Source organism: Nocardioides sp. (genome assembly GCF_035481145.1).
In the GTDB taxonomy this organism is placed as follows: domain Bacteria; phylum Actinomycetota; class Actinomycetes; order Propionibacteriales; family Nocardioidaceae; genus Nocardioides.
This window is the reverse complement of the sequence record NZ_DATIHB010000124.1, coordinates 30,936-50,833: the sequence shown is the minus strand read 5'-3', so window position 1 is coordinate 50,833 and position 19,898 is coordinate 30,936. Positions and strand designations below refer to the sequence as shown.

18 protein-coding genes are annotated in these 19,898 nt (G+C 71.4%); 10 read left to right on the top strand and 8 right to left on the bottom strand.

From position 1 onward, the window contains the following. Positions 1 to 17 precede the first annotated feature (17 nt). The 9 genes from VLF38_RS10395 (at position 18) to VLF38_RS10355 (ending at position 9,572) form a co-directional block, all read left to right on the top strand. On the top strand, positions 18 to 1,637 hold the full coding sequence (locus VLF38_RS10395) for a molybdopterin-dependent oxidoreductase (RefSeq protein ID WP_325271191.1): 1,620 nt from the start codon (positions 18 to 20) through the stop codon (positions 1,635 to 1,637). A gap of 83 nt (positions 1,638 to 1,720) precedes the next feature. Next, positions 1,721 to 2,335, top strand: a complete 615-nt coding sequence (locus VLF38_RS10390) for a fasciclin domain-containing protein (RefSeq protein WP_325271190.1) — start codon at positions 1,721 to 1,723, stop codon at positions 2,333 to 2,335. Between the two features lie 28 nt (positions 2,336 to 2,363). After that, entirely contained in the window at positions 2,364 to 2,963 is a 600-nt protein-coding gene (sigK, locus tag VLF38_RS10385) for an ECF RNA polymerase sigma factor SigK (protein ID WP_325271189.1), read from the top strand. Continuing rightward, positions 2,960 to 3,667: an anti-sigma factor gene (locus tag VLF38_RS10380; RefSeq protein ID WP_325271188.1), complete on the top strand. Its 708-nt coding sequence runs from the start codon at positions 2,960 to 2,962 to the stop codon at positions 3,665 to 3,667. The genes sigK and VLF38_RS10380 overlap by 4 nt, the downstream gene beginning before the upstream one ends. Beyond that, entirely contained in the window at positions 3,667 to 5,667 is a 2,001-nt protein-coding gene (locus tag VLF38_RS10375; RefSeq protein WP_325271187.1) for an FAD-dependent oxidoreductase, read from the top strand. Before VLF38_RS10380 ends, VLF38_RS10375 begins: the two co-directional genes overlap by 1 nt. Further along, positions 5,664 to 6,980: a cyclopropane-fatty-acyl-phospholipid synthase family protein gene (locus VLF38_RS10370; RefSeq protein WP_325271186.1), complete on the top strand. Its 1,317-nt coding sequence runs from the start codon at positions 5,664 to 5,666 to the stop codon at positions 6,978 to 6,980. Before VLF38_RS10375 ends, VLF38_RS10370 begins: the two co-directional genes overlap by 4 nt. Further along, the gene (locus VLF38_RS10365; RefSeq protein WP_325271185.1) at positions 6,977 to 8,272 is read left to right on the top strand and encodes a cyclopropane-fatty-acyl-phospholipid synthase family protein; all 1,296 of its coding nucleotides are present in this window, start codon (positions 6,977 to 6,979) and stop codon (positions 8,270 to 8,272) included. The genes VLF38_RS10370 and VLF38_RS10365 overlap by 4 nt, the downstream gene beginning before the upstream one ends. A gap of 2 nt (positions 8,273 to 8,274) precedes the next feature. Beyond that, on the top strand, positions 8,275 to 9,081 hold the full coding sequence (locus VLF38_RS10360) for a DUF1295 domain-containing protein (RefSeq protein ID WP_325271184.1): 807 nt from the start codon (positions 8,275 to 8,277) through the stop codon (positions 9,079 to 9,081). Next, positions 9,078 to 9,572 carry a glutathione peroxidase gene (locus VLF38_RS10355; RefSeq protein WP_325271183.1) on the top strand — a complete coding sequence of 165 codons (495 nt, stop codon included), beginning with the start codon at positions 9,078 to 9,080 and terminating at the stop codon, positions 9,570 to 9,572. The genes VLF38_RS10360 and VLF38_RS10355 overlap by 4 nt, the downstream gene beginning before the upstream one ends. Before the next feature lie 63 nt (positions 9,573 to 9,635). On the opposite strand, the gene VLF38_RS10350 is transcribed toward VLF38_RS10355, so the two are convergent. Then, positions 9,636 to 10,109 (bottom strand): GNAT family N-acetyltransferase, encoded by a 474-nt coding sequence (locus tag VLF38_RS10350; RefSeq protein ID WP_325271182.1) that lies wholly within the window; start codon positions 10,107 to 10,109, stop codon positions 9,636 to 9,638. Positions 10,110 to 10,246: 137 nt separating this feature from the next. Between VLF38_RS10350 and VLF38_RS10345 the strand changes: the two genes are divergently transcribed. Beyond that, positions 10,247 to 10,579: a hypothetical protein gene (locus VLF38_RS10345; RefSeq protein WP_325271181.1), complete on the top strand. Its 333-nt coding sequence runs from the start codon at positions 10,247 to 10,249 to the stop codon at positions 10,577 to 10,579. A gap of 106 nt (positions 10,580 to 10,685) precedes the next feature. On the opposite strand, the gene VLF38_RS10340 is transcribed toward VLF38_RS10345, so the two are convergent. Genes VLF38_RS10340 through VLF38_RS10310 form a run of 7 tightly spaced genes read right to left on the bottom strand, consistent with a single transcriptional unit; the run spans position 10,686 to position 19,895 of the window. Next, on the bottom strand, positions 10,686 to 11,852 hold the full coding sequence (locus tag VLF38_RS10340) for an acyl-CoA dehydrogenase family protein (RefSeq protein WP_325271180.1): 1,167 nt from the start codon (positions 11,850 to 11,852) through the stop codon (positions 10,686 to 10,688). Further along, a complete protein-coding gene (locus VLF38_RS10335) occupies positions 11,852 to 13,891 on the bottom strand; it encodes an acetyl/propionyl/methylcrotonyl-CoA carboxylase subunit alpha (RefSeq protein WP_325271179.1) in 2,040 nt (679 codons plus the stop codon). Before VLF38_RS10335 ends, VLF38_RS10340 begins: the two co-directional genes overlap by 1 nt. An 11-nt stretch (positions 13,892 to 13,902) precedes the next feature. Then, positions 13,903 to 15,528: an acyl-CoA carboxylase subunit beta gene (locus VLF38_RS10330; protein WP_414689385.1), complete on the bottom strand. Its 1,626-nt coding sequence runs from the start codon at positions 15,526 to 15,528 to the stop codon at positions 13,903 to 13,905. Continuing rightward, positions 15,525 to 16,694: an acyl-CoA dehydrogenase family protein gene (locus tag VLF38_RS10325; protein WP_325271178.1), complete on the bottom strand. Its 1,170-nt coding sequence runs from the start codon at positions 16,692 to 16,694 to the stop codon at positions 15,525 to 15,527. Before VLF38_RS10325 ends, VLF38_RS10330 begins: the two co-directional genes overlap by 4 nt. Beyond that, on the bottom strand, positions 16,691 to 18,439 hold the full coding sequence (locus VLF38_RS10320) for an acyclic terpene utilization AtuA family protein (protein ID WP_325271177.1): 1,749 nt from the start codon (positions 18,437 to 18,439) through the stop codon (positions 16,691 to 16,693). The genes VLF38_RS10325 and VLF38_RS10320 overlap by 4 nt, the downstream gene beginning before the upstream one ends. Then, positions 18,436 to 19,287, bottom strand: a complete 852-nt coding sequence (locus tag VLF38_RS10315; protein WP_325271176.1) for a TIGR03084 family metal-binding protein — start codon at positions 19,285 to 19,287, stop codon at positions 18,436 to 18,438. Before VLF38_RS10315 ends, VLF38_RS10320 begins: the two co-directional genes overlap by 4 nt. Beyond that, positions 19,284 to 19,895, bottom strand: coding sequence for a TetR/AcrR family transcriptional regulator (locus VLF38_RS10310; RefSeq protein WP_325271175.1), 612 nt, complete (start codon positions 19,893 to 19,895; stop codon positions 19,284 to 19,286). Before VLF38_RS10310 ends, VLF38_RS10315 begins: the two co-directional genes overlap by 4 nt. Positions 19,896 to 19,898: the final 3 nt, after the last annotated feature.

Sequence of the window (19,898 nt, the reverse complement as noted above, 5' to 3'; positions counted from 1 at the left end):
CGCGACGAACCACCCGCATGGCCACCCTCCTGGAACCGACCTCCCGCGCGGCGTACGCCGGCGCGGGCCTGCTCGCGACCACCGCCGGCATCGCCTTCGGCCACCTCGCCGCCGCGCTGACCAACCCGGCCGCGTCCCCCGTCCTGGCAGTCGGCTCGACCGTCATCGACCTGACCCCGACCCCGCTGAAGGAGTGGGCGGTCCGCGAGCTCGGCAACGCCGACAAGCCGATCCTGCTCGCCTCCGTCGCCGTCGGCACGCTGGTGCTCGCGGGTGGCGCGGGTGTGCTCGTCCGTCGCTCGTTCGCGCTCGGCGCGGCGCTGTTGATCGGCCTGGTCGCGCTCGCCGGTGTCCTCGCGGTGACCCGCCCCGCGGCCGGAGCCACCGAGGCGATCCCCGCCGTGGTCGCTGGGCTCGTGGGCGTCGCCGTCCTCGCCTTCGTCACCACTCGGCTGCACGCGCTCGCCGGAGCACGCCCGACCGGCGCACCCACGGCGGACACCTCGCCGGCGACCGAAGCCGTCGACAGCGCACCCCTGCCCGGCACCGCCCAGGCCGTCCTCGGCGCCCGCCACGCCCGCACTGGCCGCCGCGGGCTCCTCGTCGGCGTCGGAGCAGTGGCCGCACTGAGTGGCGCGGCTGCCGCGACCGGCCAGTGGCTGGTCCGCACCGGGACCCGGATCGCCGACGTCGTCCTGCCCCGACCGACCGAGTCCCTCCCGCCGCTCCCGGCCGGCCTCGAGGTGAAGCACGACGGGATCAGCGCGTTCCGCACCGCCAACCGCGACTTCTACCGCGTCGACACCAACCTGGTCGTGCCGCGCGTCGACGTCGACCGCTGGTCGCTGACCATCGACGGTGACGTCAGGGAGCGGCTCGAGCTCAGCTTCGACGACCTGCTCGCGATGCCCCTGGTCGAGCGCGACATCACCCTGACCTGCGTCTCCAACGAGGTCGGCGGCAAGTACGTCGGCGCCGCGCGCTGGCTCGGCGTACCGCTGAAGGACCTGCTGGACCGCGCCGGCGTGGGGACCAAGGCCGACCAGCTGCTCAGCACCGCGGTCGACGGCTTCACGATCAGCACCCCGCTCGACGTGGTCCGCGACGGACGCGACGTCCTCGTCGCCGTCGGCATGAACGGCGAGCCCCTGCCCGCCGACCACGGCTTCCCGGCCCGGCTCGTCACCCCCGGCGTCTACGGCTTCGTGGGCGCGACCAAGTGGCTCGAGCGGCTCACCCTGACGACGTACGCCGCCAAGAAGTCCTACTGGACCAAGCGCGGCTGGGCGACCGATGCGCCGATCAAGGTGTCGGCCCGGATCGACACCCCCAAGCCGTTCTCCACCGTCGACGCGGGCACGACCGTCATCGGCGGCGTGGCCTGGGCGCAGCACCGCGGCATCGCCCGCGTGGAGGTGCGCATCAACGGAGGCGCCTGGCAGGTCGCCCGGCTCGGACCGGACGCCGGCCTCGACTACTGGCGCCAGTGGTACCTGCCCTGGGACGCGCCCAAGGGGCGCCACCTCGTCGCGGTCCGCGCCATCACGAAGGACGGCGACGTCCAGACCCCCGTGCGCCGTACGCCGTTCCCCGACGGCTCCAGCGGCATCCAGGAAGTCGTCGTGAACGTGTCGTGACCCAGGCCACGAAAAAGATCCAATCCGGTCTTCCCGCCGCTCCGAATCACCGTCACAAGCTCACCCACCAGAAAGGCACCACCATGAACCTCCGTCGCACCGGCTCCGCCGCCGTCCTGCTCGGCACGCTCTCCCTCTCCCTGATGGCGTGTGGCTCCGACAGCAACAACGACGACGCCGCTCCGTCCGCCCCCGAGACCACCGCCTCCGACACCATGAACGCCGGCGCGGACACCTTCGGTCCCGGCTGCTCGGCGATCCCGAAGGAGGGCGCCGGCTCGTTCAACGGCATGGCCACCGCTCCGGTCGCCACCGCCGCCAGCGCCAACCCGCTGCTCGAGACCCTGGTCGCCGCCGTGGGCGCCGCCGAGCTCGGCGACACGCTCAACAGCGCCGACGGCATCACCGTCTTCGCGCCGACGAACGACGCCTTCGGCAAGATCCCGAAGAAGGACCTCGACGGCGTGCTCGCCGACAAGGCGCTGCTGACCAAGATCCTCACGCACCACGTCGTCGCCGGCCAGCTGTCGCCGGACGAGGTCGCGGGCACCCACGAGACCCTCGCGGGCGACAAGATCACCGTGAAGGGCTCCGGCGAGGAGTTCACCGTCGCCAAGGAGAACGCCGCCGTCCTCTGCGGCAACATCCCGACCGCCAACGCCACGGTGTACGTCATCGACACCGTTCTGATGCCCTGATCCTCACGGATCGGCAAGGATGAAGCACATGAGTGGGCTTCGCTCCGTCCCCTCCGGCGACTCGTCGCCGGAGGGGACGGCCTCCCCCGACCTGGCAGGACTGCTGCGCCTCTCCGCCCGCGGAGACGAGGCAGCGTTCGCCACGCTGTACGACGCCATGTCCGCTCGCGTCTACGGCCTCCTGCTCCGCGTGGTGCGCGATCCCGCGCAAGCGGAGGAGGTGACCCAGGAGACCTTCCTGGAGATCTGGCGCACGGCCTCCCGGTTCGACCCGAGCCGCGGCAGCGCGGTGGCCTGGATGCTGACCATCACGCACCGCAAGGGCGTGGACCGGGTCCGCTCTGCAGAGGCGGCCTCGCGCCGCGACGCGACGTACCACCGCGAGACCGAGCCCGTCGAGCGTGACGTCACCGCCGAGGCGGCGACCGCCTCGCTCGAGGCCGGCCGGGTCCGGCAGGCCCTCGAGACCCTCACCCCGACCCAGCGCGAAGCCGTCGAGCTGGCCTACCTCGGGGGTTACACGCACACGGAGGTGGCATCCATGCTGGAGCTGCCACTCGGCACAGCCAAGACACGAATCCGAGACGGACTGATCCGTCTCCGCGACACGATGGGAGTCGGACAATGAGCGAGATCCATGCCCTGTCCGGGGCCTATGCGGTCGACGCCCTCGACGAGCACGAGCGTGCCCAATTCGAGCGCCACCTGGCCGAGTGCGCGGAGTGCCGCGCCGAGGTCGACAGCCTGCGCGGTGCCGCCGCCTCCCTCGCCGAGACCACCGAGGCCGTACCTCCGGCCCACCTCCGCGCCGACGTCCTCAGCGCCATCAAGACGGTCCGCCCACTCCCGCCGCTTCCCCGACAGGACCCGGCCGCCGGCCGTACCGCAGGAAGAGGGCGCCGATTTCGCGGACTCCTCGTGGCAGCAGCGGCGGTGGCCGTGGTCGGCACCGGGACGCTGGTGACCCAGCCCTGGGAGGACCAGCCGAGCACGTTCGACCAGGTCCTCGCCGCCTCCGACGTGGACACCGCGTCGGTGCCGATGAACGGTGGCAAGGTCACCGTCTACCGCTCGGAGTCCGTCGGCCGCGCGGCCCTCAAGGCCGACGACATGCCGGCACCGCCCGAGGGCAAGGTCTACGAGCTCTGGCTCCAGGTCGACGGCGAGATGGTCCCCGCGGGCCTGATCGACGCGTCCGGAGACCAGGAGCTCGTCCTCACCGGCGACGCCTCCCAGGCCACGGCCGCCGGCATCACCGTCGAGCCCGACGGTGGCTCACCGCAGCCGACGACGACCCCGATCGCCCTCTTCGATCTGACCCAGGAGACCTGATGTCAGCCTCCTCACCGGCCCGGGAAACCCCGCGCCGGGTGGCTGTCGTCGGCTCAGGCGTCGCCGGACTGACCGCTGCACACGTGATCGCGAAGTCCGCCGACGTCACGCTCTTCGAGGCCGACGACCGCCTCGGCGGCCACGCCGACACCCATCGGGTCCGCGACGCCGACGGTCGCGAGCTGGCCATCGACACCGGCTTCATCGTCCACAACGAGCGCACCTACCCGACCCTGCTCCGGCTCTTCCGGGAGCTCGGCGTGGAGACGCAGCCGTCGGAGATGTCCATGTCGGTGCGCGACGACGCCACCGGCCTGGAGTACGCCGGCGCGCTGGGCCTCCGCGGCCTCTTCCCGACCCGCGCCAACCTGGGCCGGGCGGCGTACCTGCGGATGCTGGGCGAGATCCCACGCTTCCACCGGGCCGCCCGGCGCCTGCTCGCGTCGCCCGCGGACGGCGATGACGAGACGCTGGCTCTCTTCCTCGAGCGCAACGGCTTCTCGGCGTACTTCCGCCAGCACTTCATGGAGCCGATGGTCGCCGCGGTCTGGTCCTGCGACCCCGACACCGCGCTGGCCTACCCGGCGCGCTACCTCTTCACCTTCCTGCAGCACCACGGCATGCTCCAGATCTGGGGCTCGCCGCAGTGGCGCACCGTGACCGGCGGCTCGCACACGTACGTCGAGCGCGTCGCCGCCCGGCTGCACGACGTGCGGACCAGCACCAAGGTGACGGCCCTGCAGGAGGTCGCGGGCGGGGTGGAGGTCACCGACGGCAACGGCCGCACCGAGCTCTTCGACGCAGTCGTCGTGGCCACGCACCCCCACCAGGCGCTGGCGATGCTCGCCGAGCCGTCCGCGGAGCAGTCCGAGGTGCTGCGGGCGATCGAGTACTCGCCCAACACCGCACAGCTGCACACCGACAGCTCCCTGCTGCCGCACGCCCGCCGGGCGCGGGGCTCATGGAACTTCCGGCGGCGGACCGATGCTGCGGGTCGGGTCACGGTCACCTACGACCTGACCCGGCTGCAGCGGCTCGAGACGGAGACCGCCTACCTGGTGACCCTCGGCGGCACCGACCTCGTCGACCCGGCCACGGTCATCGCCACCCGGGAGTACGAGCACCCGCTCTACACACCGGAGTCGGTCGCCGCCCAGCGCCGACTGCGCGCGTGCGACACCGACCGGATCGTCTTCGCCGGCGCCTGGCACGGGTGGGGCTTCCACGAGGACGGCGCGCGCTCGGGCGCGCACGCGGCGGAGCGGCTCGGGTTCACGTGGGCGGCACCCGTGGCGCTGCCCAAGGGCGGACGGGTCTACACGACGACGATCCGCCACGCGCGTCGCGCGCCGCGGCGTACGTTCAGCTACCGCTCGCGGACCTGGCTCGTCGACCTCGACGCCCTGCCGCCGGCCCGGGTCCACCGCGAGTTCCGGGCCGCGGACCACCTCGGCGATCCCGACCGCACGATCCGGGAGAACGTCGTCGCCTTCCTGGCCGGACGTGACATCGCCGTCGACGGGACGATCCTGATGCTCGCGCACCCGCGGGCATTCGGTCACTGCTTCAACCCGATCTCGGTCTTCTGGTGCCACCGCGCGAGCGGCGAGCTGGCCTGCGTCCTGATCGAGGTGCACAACACCTACGGCGACCGGCACGCGTACGTCGTCCACCCGGACGCCGCAGGACGCGCCACGGCCCCGAAGCAGATGTACGTCTCGCCGTTCCACGACGTCTCGGGCGACTACCAGATCAGCGTGCCCACCCCGGGCGAGCAGGTCGCGGTCGGCATCACCCTGCAGCCGCACGGCTTCGCCGCCACGTTGACCGGTACGGCGTTGCCCCCCGGCCGGCGCGCTGCGCTCGGCACCCTCGTCCGCACCCCCTGGCCAGCACTGCTGGGCCGGCTCCGCATCCAGTTCCAGGGCCTCCTGCTCTGGCTGCGCCGCGTGCCGATCCAGCCCCGGCCCGACCACGACTCCCAGGAGGGAATCCGATGACCGTCACCTCCAGCCGTTCCGTCGGCCGCGCGCCACGTCCCGACACCGAGCTCTGGCCGGACCTGGCCACCGTGCCCTCCGGCACCCGTCCCCGTGTCTCGGCGGCCATCGCCAGCAGCCTGCTCGGCGCCGTCTGCCGACGCCTCGAGATCCAGCTGGTGGGCGCTGACACCGCCGTCCTCCCGGACCGTCCCGCGATCGTCGTCCACGACGAGGACGAGTTCCTCAAGCGGGTGGGCACCGACGGCCTGATCGGCTTCGGCGAGGCCTACCTGACCGGCGCGTGGGACTCCCCCGACATCGCGCTCCTGGTGACGACGCTGGCGGCCCGGGTCGACCAGCTGGTCCCCCAGTGGATGCAGCGGCTGCGCCGCGTGCACGTACGCCGCGAGCCGCGCCGCCACCGCAACACCGTGGACCAGAGCCGGTCCAACATCTCGCACCACTACGACCTCTCCAACGACCTCTTCACGCTCTTCCTCGACCGGACGTTGAGCTACTCCTCCGCGCTCTTCCCCACGGAGCTGGTGTGCTCGGGCGATCACCTGGTCGCCGTCGCACCGGTCCCCACGGGCGCCGACGTGGCGGGCGCGGAGCTGGAGGCTGCCCAGCAGCGGAAGATCGACCGCCTCCTCGACGAGGCCGGCGTCGGCGACGGCACCCGCCTGCTCGAGATCGGCACCGGCTGGGGCGAGCTCGCCCTGCGTGCGGCCGCCCGTGGAGCAACGGTCCGCACGGTCACGCTCTCCCAGGAGCAGCTGGAGCTCGCGCAGCAGCGGATCGCGGCGGCCGGACTGGCTGACCGGGTCTCCGTCGAGCTGCTCGACTACCGGCTCGTCGAGGGCGAATACGACGCGGTCGTCTCGGTCGAGATGATCGAGGCGGTCGGCGACGAGTACTGGTCGACGTACTTCCGCAAGGTCGACGAGCTCCTGGTGCCCGGTGGACGGTTCGCCCTCCAGGCGATCACCATGCCGCACCAGCGGATGCTCGACACCCGTGACGACTTCACCTGGATCAAGAAGTACATCTTCCCCGGCGGCCTCCTGCCCTCGGTCGAGGCGATCGAGAAGATCACCCGTCGCGAGACGCGGCTCCGCGTCACGGAGCGGCTCTCGATGGGCGCGCACTACGCCGAGACGCTGCGCCTGTGGGACGAGACCTTCCGCGCCAACATCGACGAGGTCCGCGCCCTCGGCTTCGACCCGACGTTCGTGCGGATGTGGCACTTCTACCTCGCCTACTGCCAGGGCGGCTTCGCCGCCGGCTACACCGACGTCCAGCAGATGACGTTCGTCAAGGAGATCCGATGACCACCACGCTGCACCCCGTCACGGCCCCCGCCGGTGCCGGCATCGCCGCGGAGCTCGCACGCGGACTCGAGCCCGTCGTCGGCGGCGAGCTGCCCGTCCGGCTGCGGGCCTGGGACGGCTCCGAGGCCGGCCCTGCGGACGCTCCGCTGGTGGAGATCCGCAGCGCCGATGCACTCCGCCGGATCTTCTGGCACCCCGGTGAGCTCGGCGCCGCCCAGGCCTATGTCACCGGCGAGCTCGAGGTCCACCACGATCTCGACGCGGCGCTGACCCACGTGTGGGAGGTGGTCCGCCAGCGCGGCCTCGAGGGCCGACCGACGCTCGCCGCGCTGGCCCGCGCCCTCGGCGCCGCCGCCCGGGCCGGTGCGCTCGGCCGCCCGCCGGCACCGCCCGCCACGCAGGCCCGCGTGCGCGGCCGGCTGCACAGCAAGCTCCGCGACCGCGCCGCGATCAGCCACCACTACGACCTCTCCAACGAGTTCTACGGCCTGATCCTCGACGAGACGATGGCCTACTCCTCGGCGTACTGGCGGAAGGCGCCGGGCACCTCGGGCTACACGCTCGCGGACGCCCAGCGCGACAAGCTGTCGCTGATCTGCCGGAAGGTGGGACTGGAGCCGGGCATGAGCCTGCTCGACGTCGGCTGTGGCTGGGGCTCCCTCTCGCTCCACGCCGCCGAGCACTTCGGCGCCCAGGTCACCGGCGTGACGATCGCCGCCGAGCAGAAGGCCTACATCGACGAGCAGATCCGCCAGCGCGGCCTGGAGGACCGGGTCACCATCCTGCTGCAGGACTACCGCGAGGTCGTCGGACGCTGGGACGCGGTCGCCTCGGTCGAGATGGGCGAGCACGTCGGCCAGGCCAACTACCCCGAGTACGCCGCCGTGCTGGCCGGCTCGGTCCGTCGCGGCGGCCGCGTGCTGGTGCAGCAGATGTCGCGCCGCGGCCGCTTCCCCGGCGGTGGCCCGTTCATCGAGTCCTTCATCGCCCCCGACATGCACATGCGACCCGTGGGCGAGACCGTCGACCTGATCGAGGGCTCGGGCCTGGAGGTCCGGGACGTCCACGCCCTGCGCGAGCACTACGTGTGGACCGTCGACGCGTGGATGGAGAACTTCACCGAGCACCGCGCGCACCTGCGCGGTCTGGTCGGCGAGGAGGCCATGCGGGTCTGGGAGCTCTACCTCGTCGGCGGCCGGATGGCCTTCCGCGACGGCCGCATGGGCGTCGACCAGATCCTCGCGGTGCGCCCCGGCGAGGCGCACGACCTCGCGCCGGTCCGGGGCTGGTGACGATGGACTTCCTCGTGGTGCTCGCCGCGCAGGCCGGGGTCGCCGCCGCTGCCATGGCCGTCACGGCGTACGCCGCCCGGCGCGCGGGGCGCTACTCGGTCGTCGACACCACCTGGGGCCTCGCCCTCGCGGCGGTCGCGCTGACCGCCGCAGTCGTCGGCGGCCTGCTCGACGCCGGCGCGCCCTGGCGCTCATGGCTGATCGCGGGCCTGGTCACGATCTGGGGCGCCCGCCTCTCGTGGCACATGCACCGGCGCAACGCCGGCCACGGCGAGGACCCGCGCTACGCGGCGATGCTCGAGGGCACGACCCCGCTCCAGCGGGTGCTGAAGGTCTGGGTGACTCAGGGCGCGGCAGTCGTACTGGTGGGACTGCCGGCCACCGCCGCGGCGGTGTCCTCGGGCGGGTGGGGACCGCTGGTCCCCCTCGGCCTGGCGCTCTGGCTGCTGGGCGTCTCCTTCGAAGCCATCGGGGACGCCCAGCTGGCCCGGTTCAAGGCCGACCCGGCCAACCGGGGCCGGATCATGGACCGCGGCCTGTGGGCCTGGACACGGCACCCGAACTACTTCGGCGACGCCTGCGTCTGGTGGGGCGTCTGGCTCGTGTCGCTGACGACCTGGTGGTCGGTGGCGACCATCGTGGCCCCTCTCGCGATGACGTACTTCCTAGTCTTTGCCACCGGCGCCCGGCTTCTCGAGAAGCACATGGCCGGCCGCCCGGGGTGGGCTGACTACGCTGCCCGCACCTCGTTCTTCGTGCCGCTGCCTCCGCGCCGTGGCTCTCGCCGTCAACTCCCGGAGGATCGATGAACACCCTGTCCGACTTCACCGCCACCACCCTCGCGGGGCAGGAGCAGCCGCTCTCGGCGTACGCCGGCCAGGTGGTCCTCGTGGTCAACACTGCCTCGCAGTGCGGCTTCACCCCGCAGCTGGCCGGCCTGCAGCAGCTCCAGGAGACCTTCGCCGACCGCGGCTTCACGGTGCTCGGCTTCCCGTGCAACCAGTTCGGCAGCCAGGAGCCCGGGACCGCCGAGGAGATCGGCGCCTTCTGCCAGCGCAACTACGGCGTCGACTTCCCGATGTTCGCCAAGGTGGACGTCAACGGGAAGCAGGCGCATCCCCTCTTCCGGTGGCTGACCCGGGAGCGGCCCGGGCGGCTGGGCCGCAAGATCCGCTGGAACTTCACGAAGTTCCTGCTCGATGCCGAGGGCAACGTGCTTGCCCGTTACGGCAGCACCACCAGCCCCGAGCGGATCGCTCCGCGGATCGAGGACGCGCTGAGCGAGGCGCTCCTGCGCTGAGCCCCGGGGCTGTCCGCCTGAGGCCGACCACCTTGGCAGGCCTCACGCGGACGACCCCCGGGTTCAGGAGGCCCTGAGCATCATCAGGTTCGTCTTGCCGGCGTGCTCGAGCTGGCCGACCTCGAGGTAGCCGCGGCGCCGGTGGAACTCCAGCGAGGGCTCGTTGGTGTCGTAGACCTCGAGCGCGACGGGGAGGTTCGCCTCCACCGCGTCGTACAGGCGGGAGGCGACGCCCTTGCGGCGGTGGTCGCGCGAGACGACGATCCGGTCGAGGTAGACGTAGTCGTCGAGGCGCTTCTCGAACCAGTCGTAACGGCTGGAGTCGTAGACGGAGCCCGGCGGCAGGGTGATCACGAAGCCAGCGATGTCTCCGGTGTCCTCGCAGACGAGCGCCTGGTCGGCCTGCTTCACGAGCAGCGCGAGGCCCTCGTGGTCGAGCTCGCCGACACCTTCGAGGGCGCTCTGGTTGAGCTCGATGATCGAGTCGAAGTCCTGCTGGCGGATGGGGCGGAGGGTGGCGCTGTTCGGTTGGGTCATCCCGTCGACCGTAGGCAGAGAAGGGCGCTGACCTGCAACTTTGGTGGCAGGTCTCACGCGGCAAACCCGGAGGACTCCGGGCATTCCGGACTCCTGAAAGCCATGTGCACGGGCCTCTGCGCTGCCAGACTCGGGCCATGACCGACACCCCCACGTCGCGCGTGCCGTTGGCGGCGCGGATCGTGCTCAGCGTCCTGGCGCTCGGCGTCCTCGGCTACTGGGCGCTCATCTCGTACGTGCTCTTCGCGATCGGGTGCAGCGACGAGTACTGCACCGGCGGCGTCTGGAGCCACGACCGCTGGCGGTACACCGCGCAGTTCCTCTTCGTCGCGCCCGCGGCCACGGTCGGGATCGCCGGCCTGGCCCTGGGCTTCACGCACCGGCAGGAGCTGGCGCGTCGCCTGCTGGCGGTCGCTGCTGCGGTCGGCCTCGGGTGGCTGGTCGTGGTGCTCGGCTCAGGCACCTTCTGACGCGCGCCGCCCACAGCTGTAACGCGGTGTCCTCGTGGCTTCTGCGCCTCTGCAGACCCGCAGAAGCCCCGGGAACACCGCGTTACAGCTGGGCGGCTGACTGACCTCAGTAGGACTTCGGCAGGCCGAGCGAGTGCATGGCCACGAAGTTGAGGATCATCTCGCGCGACACCGGGGCGATCCGGCCCAGGCGGGCTGCGACCAGGAGGTTGGCCAGGCCGTACTCCTCGGTCATCCCGTTGCCACCGTGGGTGTGGACAGCGACGTCGGTGATGGTGCAGGAGACCTCGCCGCCGGCGTACTTCGCCATGTTGGCGTACTCGCCCGCCCCGAAGTCGTCGCCCGCGTCGTAGAGCGCTGCGGCCTTCTGCCAGAGCAGACGCGCCTGCTCGAGCTCGATCTTTGCCTTCGCGAGCGGGTGCTGGATGCCCTGGTGGGCGCCGATCGGGGCGTCCTTCCAGACCGAACGCTCCTTCGCGTACGTGACCGCCTTCTCGAGCGCGTAGCGGCCGAGGCCGCACGACATCGCGGCACCCATGATCCGCTCCGGGTTGAGACCGGCGAAGAGCTGCCAGAGCCCGCCGTCCTCGTCCCCGACGAGCGCGTCAGCGGGCACGCGGACGTTGTCCAGGAAGAGCGTGAACTGCTTCTCCGGGGCCTTCCACGCCATGGGGATCACCTGCTTGCTGAAGCCCGGCGCGTCCGTCGGCACCATGAAGAGGGCCGGCTTCAGCTTGCCGGTCTTGGCGTCCTCGGTGCGGCTGACGATCAGGATCACCTGCGCCTCGTCGACGCCGGAGATGAACGTCTTCTGGCCGTTGATCACCCACTCGTCGCCGTCACGCGAGGCGGTCGTGGTGATGTTGTGCGCGTTGGAGCCGGCGTCGGCCTCGGTGATGCCGAACGCCGCCGTCACCTCGCCCGACGCGATCTGCGGGATCCAGTGCTTCTTCTGCTCCTCGGTGCCGCAGCGGGCGATGATCGAGCCGACGATCGCGGGGCTGACCACCATCATCAGCAGCGGCGCACCGGCGGCCGCGGCCTCCTCGAGGACGGCCGCGAGGTCGCCCATGCCACCGCCCCCGCCGCCGTACTCCTCGGGGAGGTTGACGCCGAGGAAGCCGTTGCGGCCCATCTCGTTCCAGAGCTCGGTGGTCTTGCCGCCCTCGCGGGCCTGCTTCTCGACGTACTCGCGGCCGTACGTGCCGGCCAGCTTCCGCACGGCCTCACGCAGGGCGACGCGCTCCTCGGGCTCGGTGAACATGGTGCTCATCAGTTCTCCTCCTCGGAGCTCTCGGGGGTGGCTTCGACGACGGCGAGCACGGTGCCCGCCTCGACCTGCTGGCCCGCGCTGACGTCCAGCTCGGTGACCGTGCCGGCGTACGGCGCGGCGATGGTGTGCTGCATCTTCATGGCCTCCATGACCAGCAGCGGCTGGCCCTCGGCGACAACGTCACCGACGGCGGCGTGGACGGCGACGACCGAGCCGGGCATCGGCGCGAGGAGTGACCCCTCGGCAACCTGGCTCGACGGATCGACGAACCGCGACTTCTTCCGCAGCGCGACGTGGCCGAGCGACGACTCGACGTCGACGGCGTCGCCCTCGGCGAAGACGGTGAAGGTACGCCGCACGCCACCCGCCTCGAGGAGGACCTCGACCGGGCCATCGGTGGCGACGCGCACCCAGCCGACCCGCAGGTCGGGGTGGGCCGGCGCAGCGAACGAGCGGCCACCGAGCCACTCGACGACCACCTCGTCGTCACCGCGCAGGAAGACCGTGCGCTGCGGCTGCGAGACCACGTTGCGGAAGCCGGCCGGGATCCGGCTCTGGACAGGGCTCGCGAGGCGTGCCCGCTCGGCCAGCGCCACGGCGGCAGCGAAGCCCGAGAGCGGTACGGCGTCGGCGCCACCGACGGGGGCACCGAGGAGAGCGAGGTCTGCACCGTCGAGCCAGGTGGTGTGCATGGTCGCCTGGGTGACCTCCTCCGAGCGGAGCAGGTTGACCAGCAGGTCACGGTTGGTCGTCAGGCCGTGGAGCTCCGCCTTCGCGAGGGCCCCGGCGAGCTGGCGCAGCGCCTGCTCGCGGGTGGGCGCGAAGGCGATCACCTTGGCGATCATCGCGTCGTAGAAGGTGCCGATCTCGTCGCCGGCGCCGACACCCGAGTCGAGCCGGATGCCGTGGCGCAGGGTCTCGAACTCGCTGACGACCCCGGGCAGCTCGAAGCGCGTGATGCGACCGGACTGCGGCTGGTAGCCGTTGGCCGGGTCCTCGGCGTAGAGGCGCACCTCGATGGCGTGCCCCTTCGGGCCTTGAGTGCCGGGCCCTCCGCCGGATACATCAACACCAGCACTCAAGCCGGAGAGGTCACGGCCCTCGGCGACGGCGATCTGCAGCGCGACCAGGTCGACTCCGTACACGGCCTCGGTGACCGGGTGCTCGACCTGGAGCCGGGTGTTCATCTCCAGGAAGTAGAAGCGGTCCTTGGCGACGTCGTAGAGGAACTCGACCGTGCCGGCACCCCGGTAGTCGATCGCCTCGGCGGCCGACTTGGCCGCCTCGTGGAGGGCCTTGCGCGTGGCGTCCGGGAGCGCCGGGGCCGGCGCCTCCTCGATCACCTTCTGGTGGCGGCGCTGGACGGAGCAGTCGCGCTCACCGAAGACGACCGCGCCGTCCGGCGTACCCATGACCTGGACCTCGATGTGGCGGCCGGTCTGGATGTAGGGCTCGACGAAGACGGTGCCGTCGCCGAACGCCGAGGCCGCCTCGGAGGAGGCCTTCTCGATCTCGCCGGGGAGGTCGACGAGCGCCTGCACGATCCGCATGCCACGGCCGCCACCACCGGCGGAGGCCTTCACCAGCAGCGGCAGGTCGGCCTCGGTCGCCGTGTCGGAGGTGAGCGAGCCGAGCACCGGGACGCCGGCGGCTTCCATGAGCTTCTTGGACTCGATCTTCGAGCCCATCTTCTCGATGGAGTCCGGAGCCGGGCCGACCCATGTGAGGCCGGCGTCCACGACGGCGCGGGCGAACGCGGCGTTCTCCGAGAGGAAGCCGTAGCCCGGATGGATGGCGTCGGCACCGGTCGCGAGGGCGGCCGCGATGACGAGGTCACCGCGCAGGTAGGTCTCGGCAGGGGTGTTGCCGGCCAGGTGCACGGCCTGGTCGGCGTCGCGCACGAACGGCATGCCCTCGTCCGCGGACGAGAAGACCGCGACCGTGTCGATGCCGAGCTCGCGGCAGGTGCGGAAGACGCGGCGCGCGATCTCGCCACGGTTGGCGACAAGGAGACGCGTGATCGTTCGGGTGTCAGTCACGTGGTGCCCCATCACATGCGGAAGACGCCGAAGTTCATGGCGCCCTCGATCGGCTGGTTGTCGATGACGGAGAGGCAGATGCCCAGCACCGTCCGGGTGTCACGCGGGTCGATGACGCCGTCGTCGTAGACGAGGCCGGAGAGGAACTCGGGCAGCGACTGGTCCTCGACCATCTGCATGACGAAGGCCTTGATCCCCTCGAACTCCTCCTGGTTCCACGGCTGGCCCTTCTTCTCCGCGGACTCGCGGGCCACGATCTCCATGACGCCGGCGAGCTGCGCCGGGCCCATCACCGCGGACTTGGCGGAGGGCCAGGTGAAGAGGAAGCGCGGGTCGTAGGCCCGGCCGTTCATGCCGTAGTTGCCGGCGCCGAAGGAGGCGCCCATGATCACCGTCAGGTGCGGGACCTTCGAGTTGGAGACCGCGTTGATCATCATCGCGCCGTGCTTGATGATGCCGCCCTGCTCGTACTCCGCGCCGACCATGTAGCCGGTCGTGTTGTGCAGGAAGAGCAGTGGGGTGTCCTTCTGGTTGGCGAGCTGGATGAACTGGGCCGCCTTCTGGGCCTCCTCGCTCATCAGGACGCCGCGCGCGTTGGCGATGATGCCGATGGGACGGCCGTGGAGCTTCGCCCAGCCGACGCAGAGTGCCGTGCCGTAGAGCGGCTTGAACTCGTCGAACGGCGTGCCATTGGTCGCCGACGTGCCGTCGACGATGCGGAGGATCGCGTCGCGCGGGTCGAACGGCTCCTTGAGGTCCTCGGGGAAGAGGTCGAGCAGCTCCTCGGGATCACCGTCGGGATCGGCGTACGACGTGGGGTCGGGCGAGGTGCCCTTCTTGCGCCAGTTGAGGCGGGCCACGCAGCGGCGGGCCAGCCGGAGCGCGTCGTGCTCGTCGACGGCGAGGAAGTCGGAGGAGCCGGAGATGCGGGAGTGCATCTCGGCGCCGCCGAGGCTCTCGTCGTCGGACTCCTCGCCGGTCGCCATCTTGACCAGCGGCGGGCCGGCCAGGAAGACCTTCGCGGCCTCCTTGACCATGATCACGTAGTCGCTCATGCCGGGGACGTAGGCGCCACCCGCGGTCGAGTTGCCGAAGACCACCGAGATCGTCGGCTGCTTGCGGGCACTGGCCCGGGTGAGGTCGCGGAACCCCTTGCCACCCGGGATGAAGATGTCCTTCTGGGTGGGCAGGTCGGCGCCGCCGGACTCGGTGAGGTTGATGGTCGGCAGCCAGTTGCGCTCGGCGATCTCGGCCGCGCGGAACGACTTGCGCAGCGACATCGGGTTGAGGGCGCCGCCCTTCACCGTGGGGTCGTTGGCGACGATCATGCACTCGACGCCCTCGACGACGCCGATGCCGGTCACCATCGAGGCGCCGACCGCGAAGTCGGAGCCCCAGCCGGCGAGCGGCATCAGCTCGAGGAACGCCGATCCCTCGTCGACGAGGAGCTCGATCCGCTCCCGCGCGGTCAGCTTGCCGCGCTCGTGGTGCCGGGCGATGTACTTGCCGCCGGCCTCGACAGCCTTCTGGTTCTGCTCGTCGATGTGGGCGATCTTGGCCAGCATCGCCTCGCGGCGGCGCTGCTCGGGGGTCAGCTCGGGGGTGACCTCCACTGCCTCCGACACCTCGGCGCTCATGCCTTCTTCCCTGCCGCGTAGCCGAAGAGCCGGGCTGCGAGGTCGGTGAGGACCTCCGTCGATCCACCGCCGATGGGCAGGAGCCGTACGTCGCGGTAGTGCCGCTCGACCTCCGCCTCGCGCATGTAGCCCATGCCGCCGTGAAGCTGGACCGCCTCGTTGGCGACCCAGACCGACGTGTCGACCGCGGTCTGCTTGGCGATGCAGGCCTCCGCGATGACGTTCTCCCCGGCGTCGTACCGGCGGGCGACCTCGAGCGTGTAGGTCCGGGCGATCTCGACCTGGCGGCGCATCTCGACGAGCTTGGCGCGGACCACCTGGTTTGCCGCGAGCGGCTTGCCGAACGTCGCGCGGTCCTGGCAGTACTGCGCCGTCAGGTTGAGGCAGCGCAGCGCGTGGCCGTAGCCCATCAGCGCGAGCCAGATCCGCTCGGTGACGAAGTTGTTGGCGATGTAGTAGAACGCGTGGTTCTCCTCGCCGACGAGGTTGGTGACCGGGACGCGCACGTCGTCGTACGTCAGCAGGCCGGTGTCGGAGGCGAGCCAGCCCATCTTGTCGAGCTTCTTGTCGACCGAGAAGCCGGGCGTGCCCTTGGGGACGACGATCAGCGAGATGCCGTGGGCACCGGTGTCGGCGGTGCGGCAGGCGGTCGTGACGAAGTCGCCGCGCACGGAGGAGGTGATGAACATCTTCGATCCGTTGATCACCCACTCGTCACCGTCGCGCACGGCGCGGGTGGTGATGCCGGCGACGTCGGAGCCGGTGCCCGGCTCGGTCACACCGAGGGAGCCGATCAGGTCCCCGGTCAGGACCGGGCGCACCCACGTGTCGATGAGCTCCTTCGAGCCGTTCTGGATGATGTGCGGGATCGCGATGCCGTGCGTGTACGCCGAGGCCATCAGGCCGCCGGACCAGCCGGCCTCCATGAAGCCCTCCTGCATGGCGCAGACGTCGACGAGGGTGCCGCCGTCGCCGCCGACCTCCTCGGGGACGCCGACGCCCATGAGCCCGGCCGCGGCGAGCTTCTTCTGGAACTCGCGCGGGATCTCGCCGTCCTTCTCCCACCGCTCCAGGTACGGCGTGACCTCGCGCCGCGTGAACTCCATCGCGGAGTGCTTCAGCGCGAGCTGCTCCTCGGTCCAGCCGTAGGTGGGCGAGTAGTTCACAGGAGGCTCCCTTCGATGTTGGCCATGCGTCCGCGGACCCACTCCGCGAGGCCCTTGGCCTGCGGGTCGAACCGGGCGGTGGCCGCGACTCCCTCGTCGAGGAGGCCGTGGATGAGGATGTTGACGCCGCCCAGGTTGGGCAGCGGGTAGACCTCGATGTCGAGGTCGGCGGCTTCGGGGATCAGCTCGCGCACCTTGCGCGGGCTCAGGTACTTCGTGAGCCAGGTGACGCGCTCGGCGTACCTCGGGTGCCCGTCGCGCTTGACCCAGAGGCCGATGTTGGCGTCGCCGCCCTTGTCGCCCGAGCGGCCGTGGACGAAGGTCCCCAGCGGGAGGCGCCGGGTCAGCGTGTCGGCCGGCGAGGGGAACGGCGACGGCCGCAGCCCCTGGGTCCGGTCGAGCGGCTGGTCGCTCACCTTCGGGTCCGCGATCACCTCGACCGAGCCGTCGTGGTGGACCACCGTGTGCTCGACGACGCTGCGCTCGACGTACGCCGGGGTGTAGACGCCGTACGCCGTGCCGGGGCCGGGCATCCGCGTCGGGGCGAAGCCGGGGTAGGAGCCGAGGACCTGCTCGATGATCGGGCCGGTGAACCCCTTGGCGACCTTGGCCGCGTCGGTGTCGAACGCCGTGATCCGCAGGATCGCGGAGGCCGCCTCCTGGGTCGTGGCGTCGGTGTCGGGCTGGACGACGTCGGACCAGACGACGCGCGCCGGGCCCTTCTCGCCGAACGCCGCGGTCGCCTGCGCCTGGATCCAGGCCGCCTTCTCCGTGACGTCGAGGCCGGTGAGGATCAGTTCCATCGAGTTGCGGTAGCCGGCGAAGTAGTTGAGGCAGGCCTTCAGCTTCGCGGGCGGGAGGTCACCGGTGACGCCCTCGACCCTGACCCGGTCGGGTGCCTCCTGCGAGAGTGCCATCGTCGTGAGGTCGACGGTGACGTCGGGGTTGAGGTACTTCGTCGTCTGGATCTCGTAGACCAGCTGGGCGGTGACCGTGTCGACCGTGACGGCGCCGCCGGTGTCCTCGTGCTTGGTGATCACCATCGAGCCGTCCGCGGCGATCTCGGCGATCGGGAAGCCGAGCGGCTTGCTCCGGGCCCCCTCCGGCAGCTCGAGGAAGCCCGAGAAGTTGCCGCCGCAGGCCTGGGTGCCGCACTCGATGATGTGGCCGGCGATGACCGCGCCGGCGAGCGCGTCGTACGACTCTGGCGTCCAGCCGTGGTGGTGGATCGCGGGGCCGACCACGACGCTCGCGTCGGTGACCCGGCCCGTGACGACGAGGTCTGCGCCCTTGTCGAGCGCGCTGGCGATGCCGAAGGCGCCGAGGTAGGCGTTGGCCGTCAGCGGGTTGCCGTACTGCTCGTGCGCGAGGCCCAGCGCCTCGGTCTGGCTGCGGATGTCGTCGCCTGCGACGTAGGCGATCTTCGGGGAGAGGCCGAGGCCGTTGCTGACCTCGGCGAGCTTCTCCGCCAGGCCCTTCGGGTTGAGGCCGCCGGCGTTGACGACGACCTTGACGCCCTTCTCGAGCGCAACGCCGAGGGCGTCCTCCGCCTGCCGCACAAAGGTGCGCGCGTAGCCGAGGTTCGGGTCCTTGAAGGTGTCCTTGCCGAGGATCAACATGGTCAGCTCGGCGAGGTAGTCACCGGTCAGGTAGTCGAGCTGGCCGCCCTCGAGCATCTCGCGGAACGCCGAGAGGCGGTCGCCGTAGAAGCCGGAGCAGTTGCCGATGCGGACGGGGTTCGTCATGCCGTGCCCTCCTCGGTGGATGCGGTCTTCGGTGCGCGGCCGCCGCCGGTGGGGCCGGCGAAGGCCTGCGCGATGGTCAGCCACGTCTCGGCGTCGGCGCCGGTGGCCACGAGGTCGGTGTCGTCGCGGTGCACGCGCTGGGTGGCCAGCGCCGCGAAGTCGTACGCCGACCCGGTCACCGTCTGTCCCGACCAGTCTGCGTCGTCCGGTCCGAAGACCAGAGGCGCGCCCGACGGCAGCGTGAGCTCGAGCCGAATCGGCTCGGCCGGCGCCTCGAGCCCGTTCTGGGCGAAGGCGAAGTTGCGGGTGCGGAAGCCGATGCTGGCCACGTGGCGGATCCGGTCGGTGACCGAGTGCGCGGCACCGACGGCGTCGGCGACGTCGAGGCCGTGTGCCCACGTCTCCATCAGGCGTGCGGTCGCCATCGACGCGGGTGCCATCGGCGGGCCGAACCACATCAGCTTCTGGCCGTCGGGGACGGTGCGGAGCGCGGCGGCCAGCGCGGCCTTGGAGGCCCGCCAGCGCTCGAGCAGCTCCGTGCCGGTGTGGGTCTTGGCGATCGTGAGGGCGGCGGTGTCGACGAAGCCCGTCGGGTCGCCGAAGGCGTCCATGACCAGGGCGTCCCACGGCTCCTTGTCGGCCTCGCCGTTGACCAGCAGCGTGCCGGCGATCGCCTTCACCGAGGACTCGTCGGTCCAGAGCAGGTGGGCGACGGTGGTGGCGACGTCCCAGCCCTCCGCGGGGGTCGCGGTGCGCCAGCCCGCCTCGTCGAGGTCGGCGAGCAGCGACTCGACGTACGCGCTCTCCTCCTGGAGGTCCGCGAGGACCCCCTCCAGCACGGCGTTCATCCGAGCTCCTTCAGTTCACGGTCGAGGGCCTGGGCCCACTGGTCGAGGATGCGGGCGCGCCGGGCGGAGTCGTCGCCGAGCGTGTTGGCGAGGCCGAGGCCGCGCAGCAGGTCGAGGGTCGCCTGGACGAGCACGCGGACACCCGGACGCGACTCGTCGACGCCGAGCAGCTCCACCGCGATCCGGTGGAGGCCGCGGCCGGTCTCGATCTCGAGCGGCGCCACGGCGGCGAGGAGCTGCTCGTCGCTCCGCGCCGCGACCCACAGCTCGAGGGCGGCGGTGAAGAACGGCGACGTGACGTACTCCGCCAGCGCGCCGAGCACGGCGCGGGTCCGGCCGTCGCCGACCGGGAGGTCGCGCTGGGCCGCCTCGAACTCGGCTGCCCGCTGGTCGTAGAGGTGCCGCACCGCGGCGACGACGAGGTCGTTCTTCGTCGGGAAGTGGTGGAGCTGGGCACCGCGGCTGACCCCGGCCATCTTCGAGACCAGGGTCGTCGACGTGCCAGCGAAGCCGGCATCGATGAGGCACTGGATGGTGGCCTCGAGGAGCCGGGCCCGCATCGCCCGGGTGCGCTCCTCCTGGGGAACGCGCGCGGTCGTCTGGGTCACGGG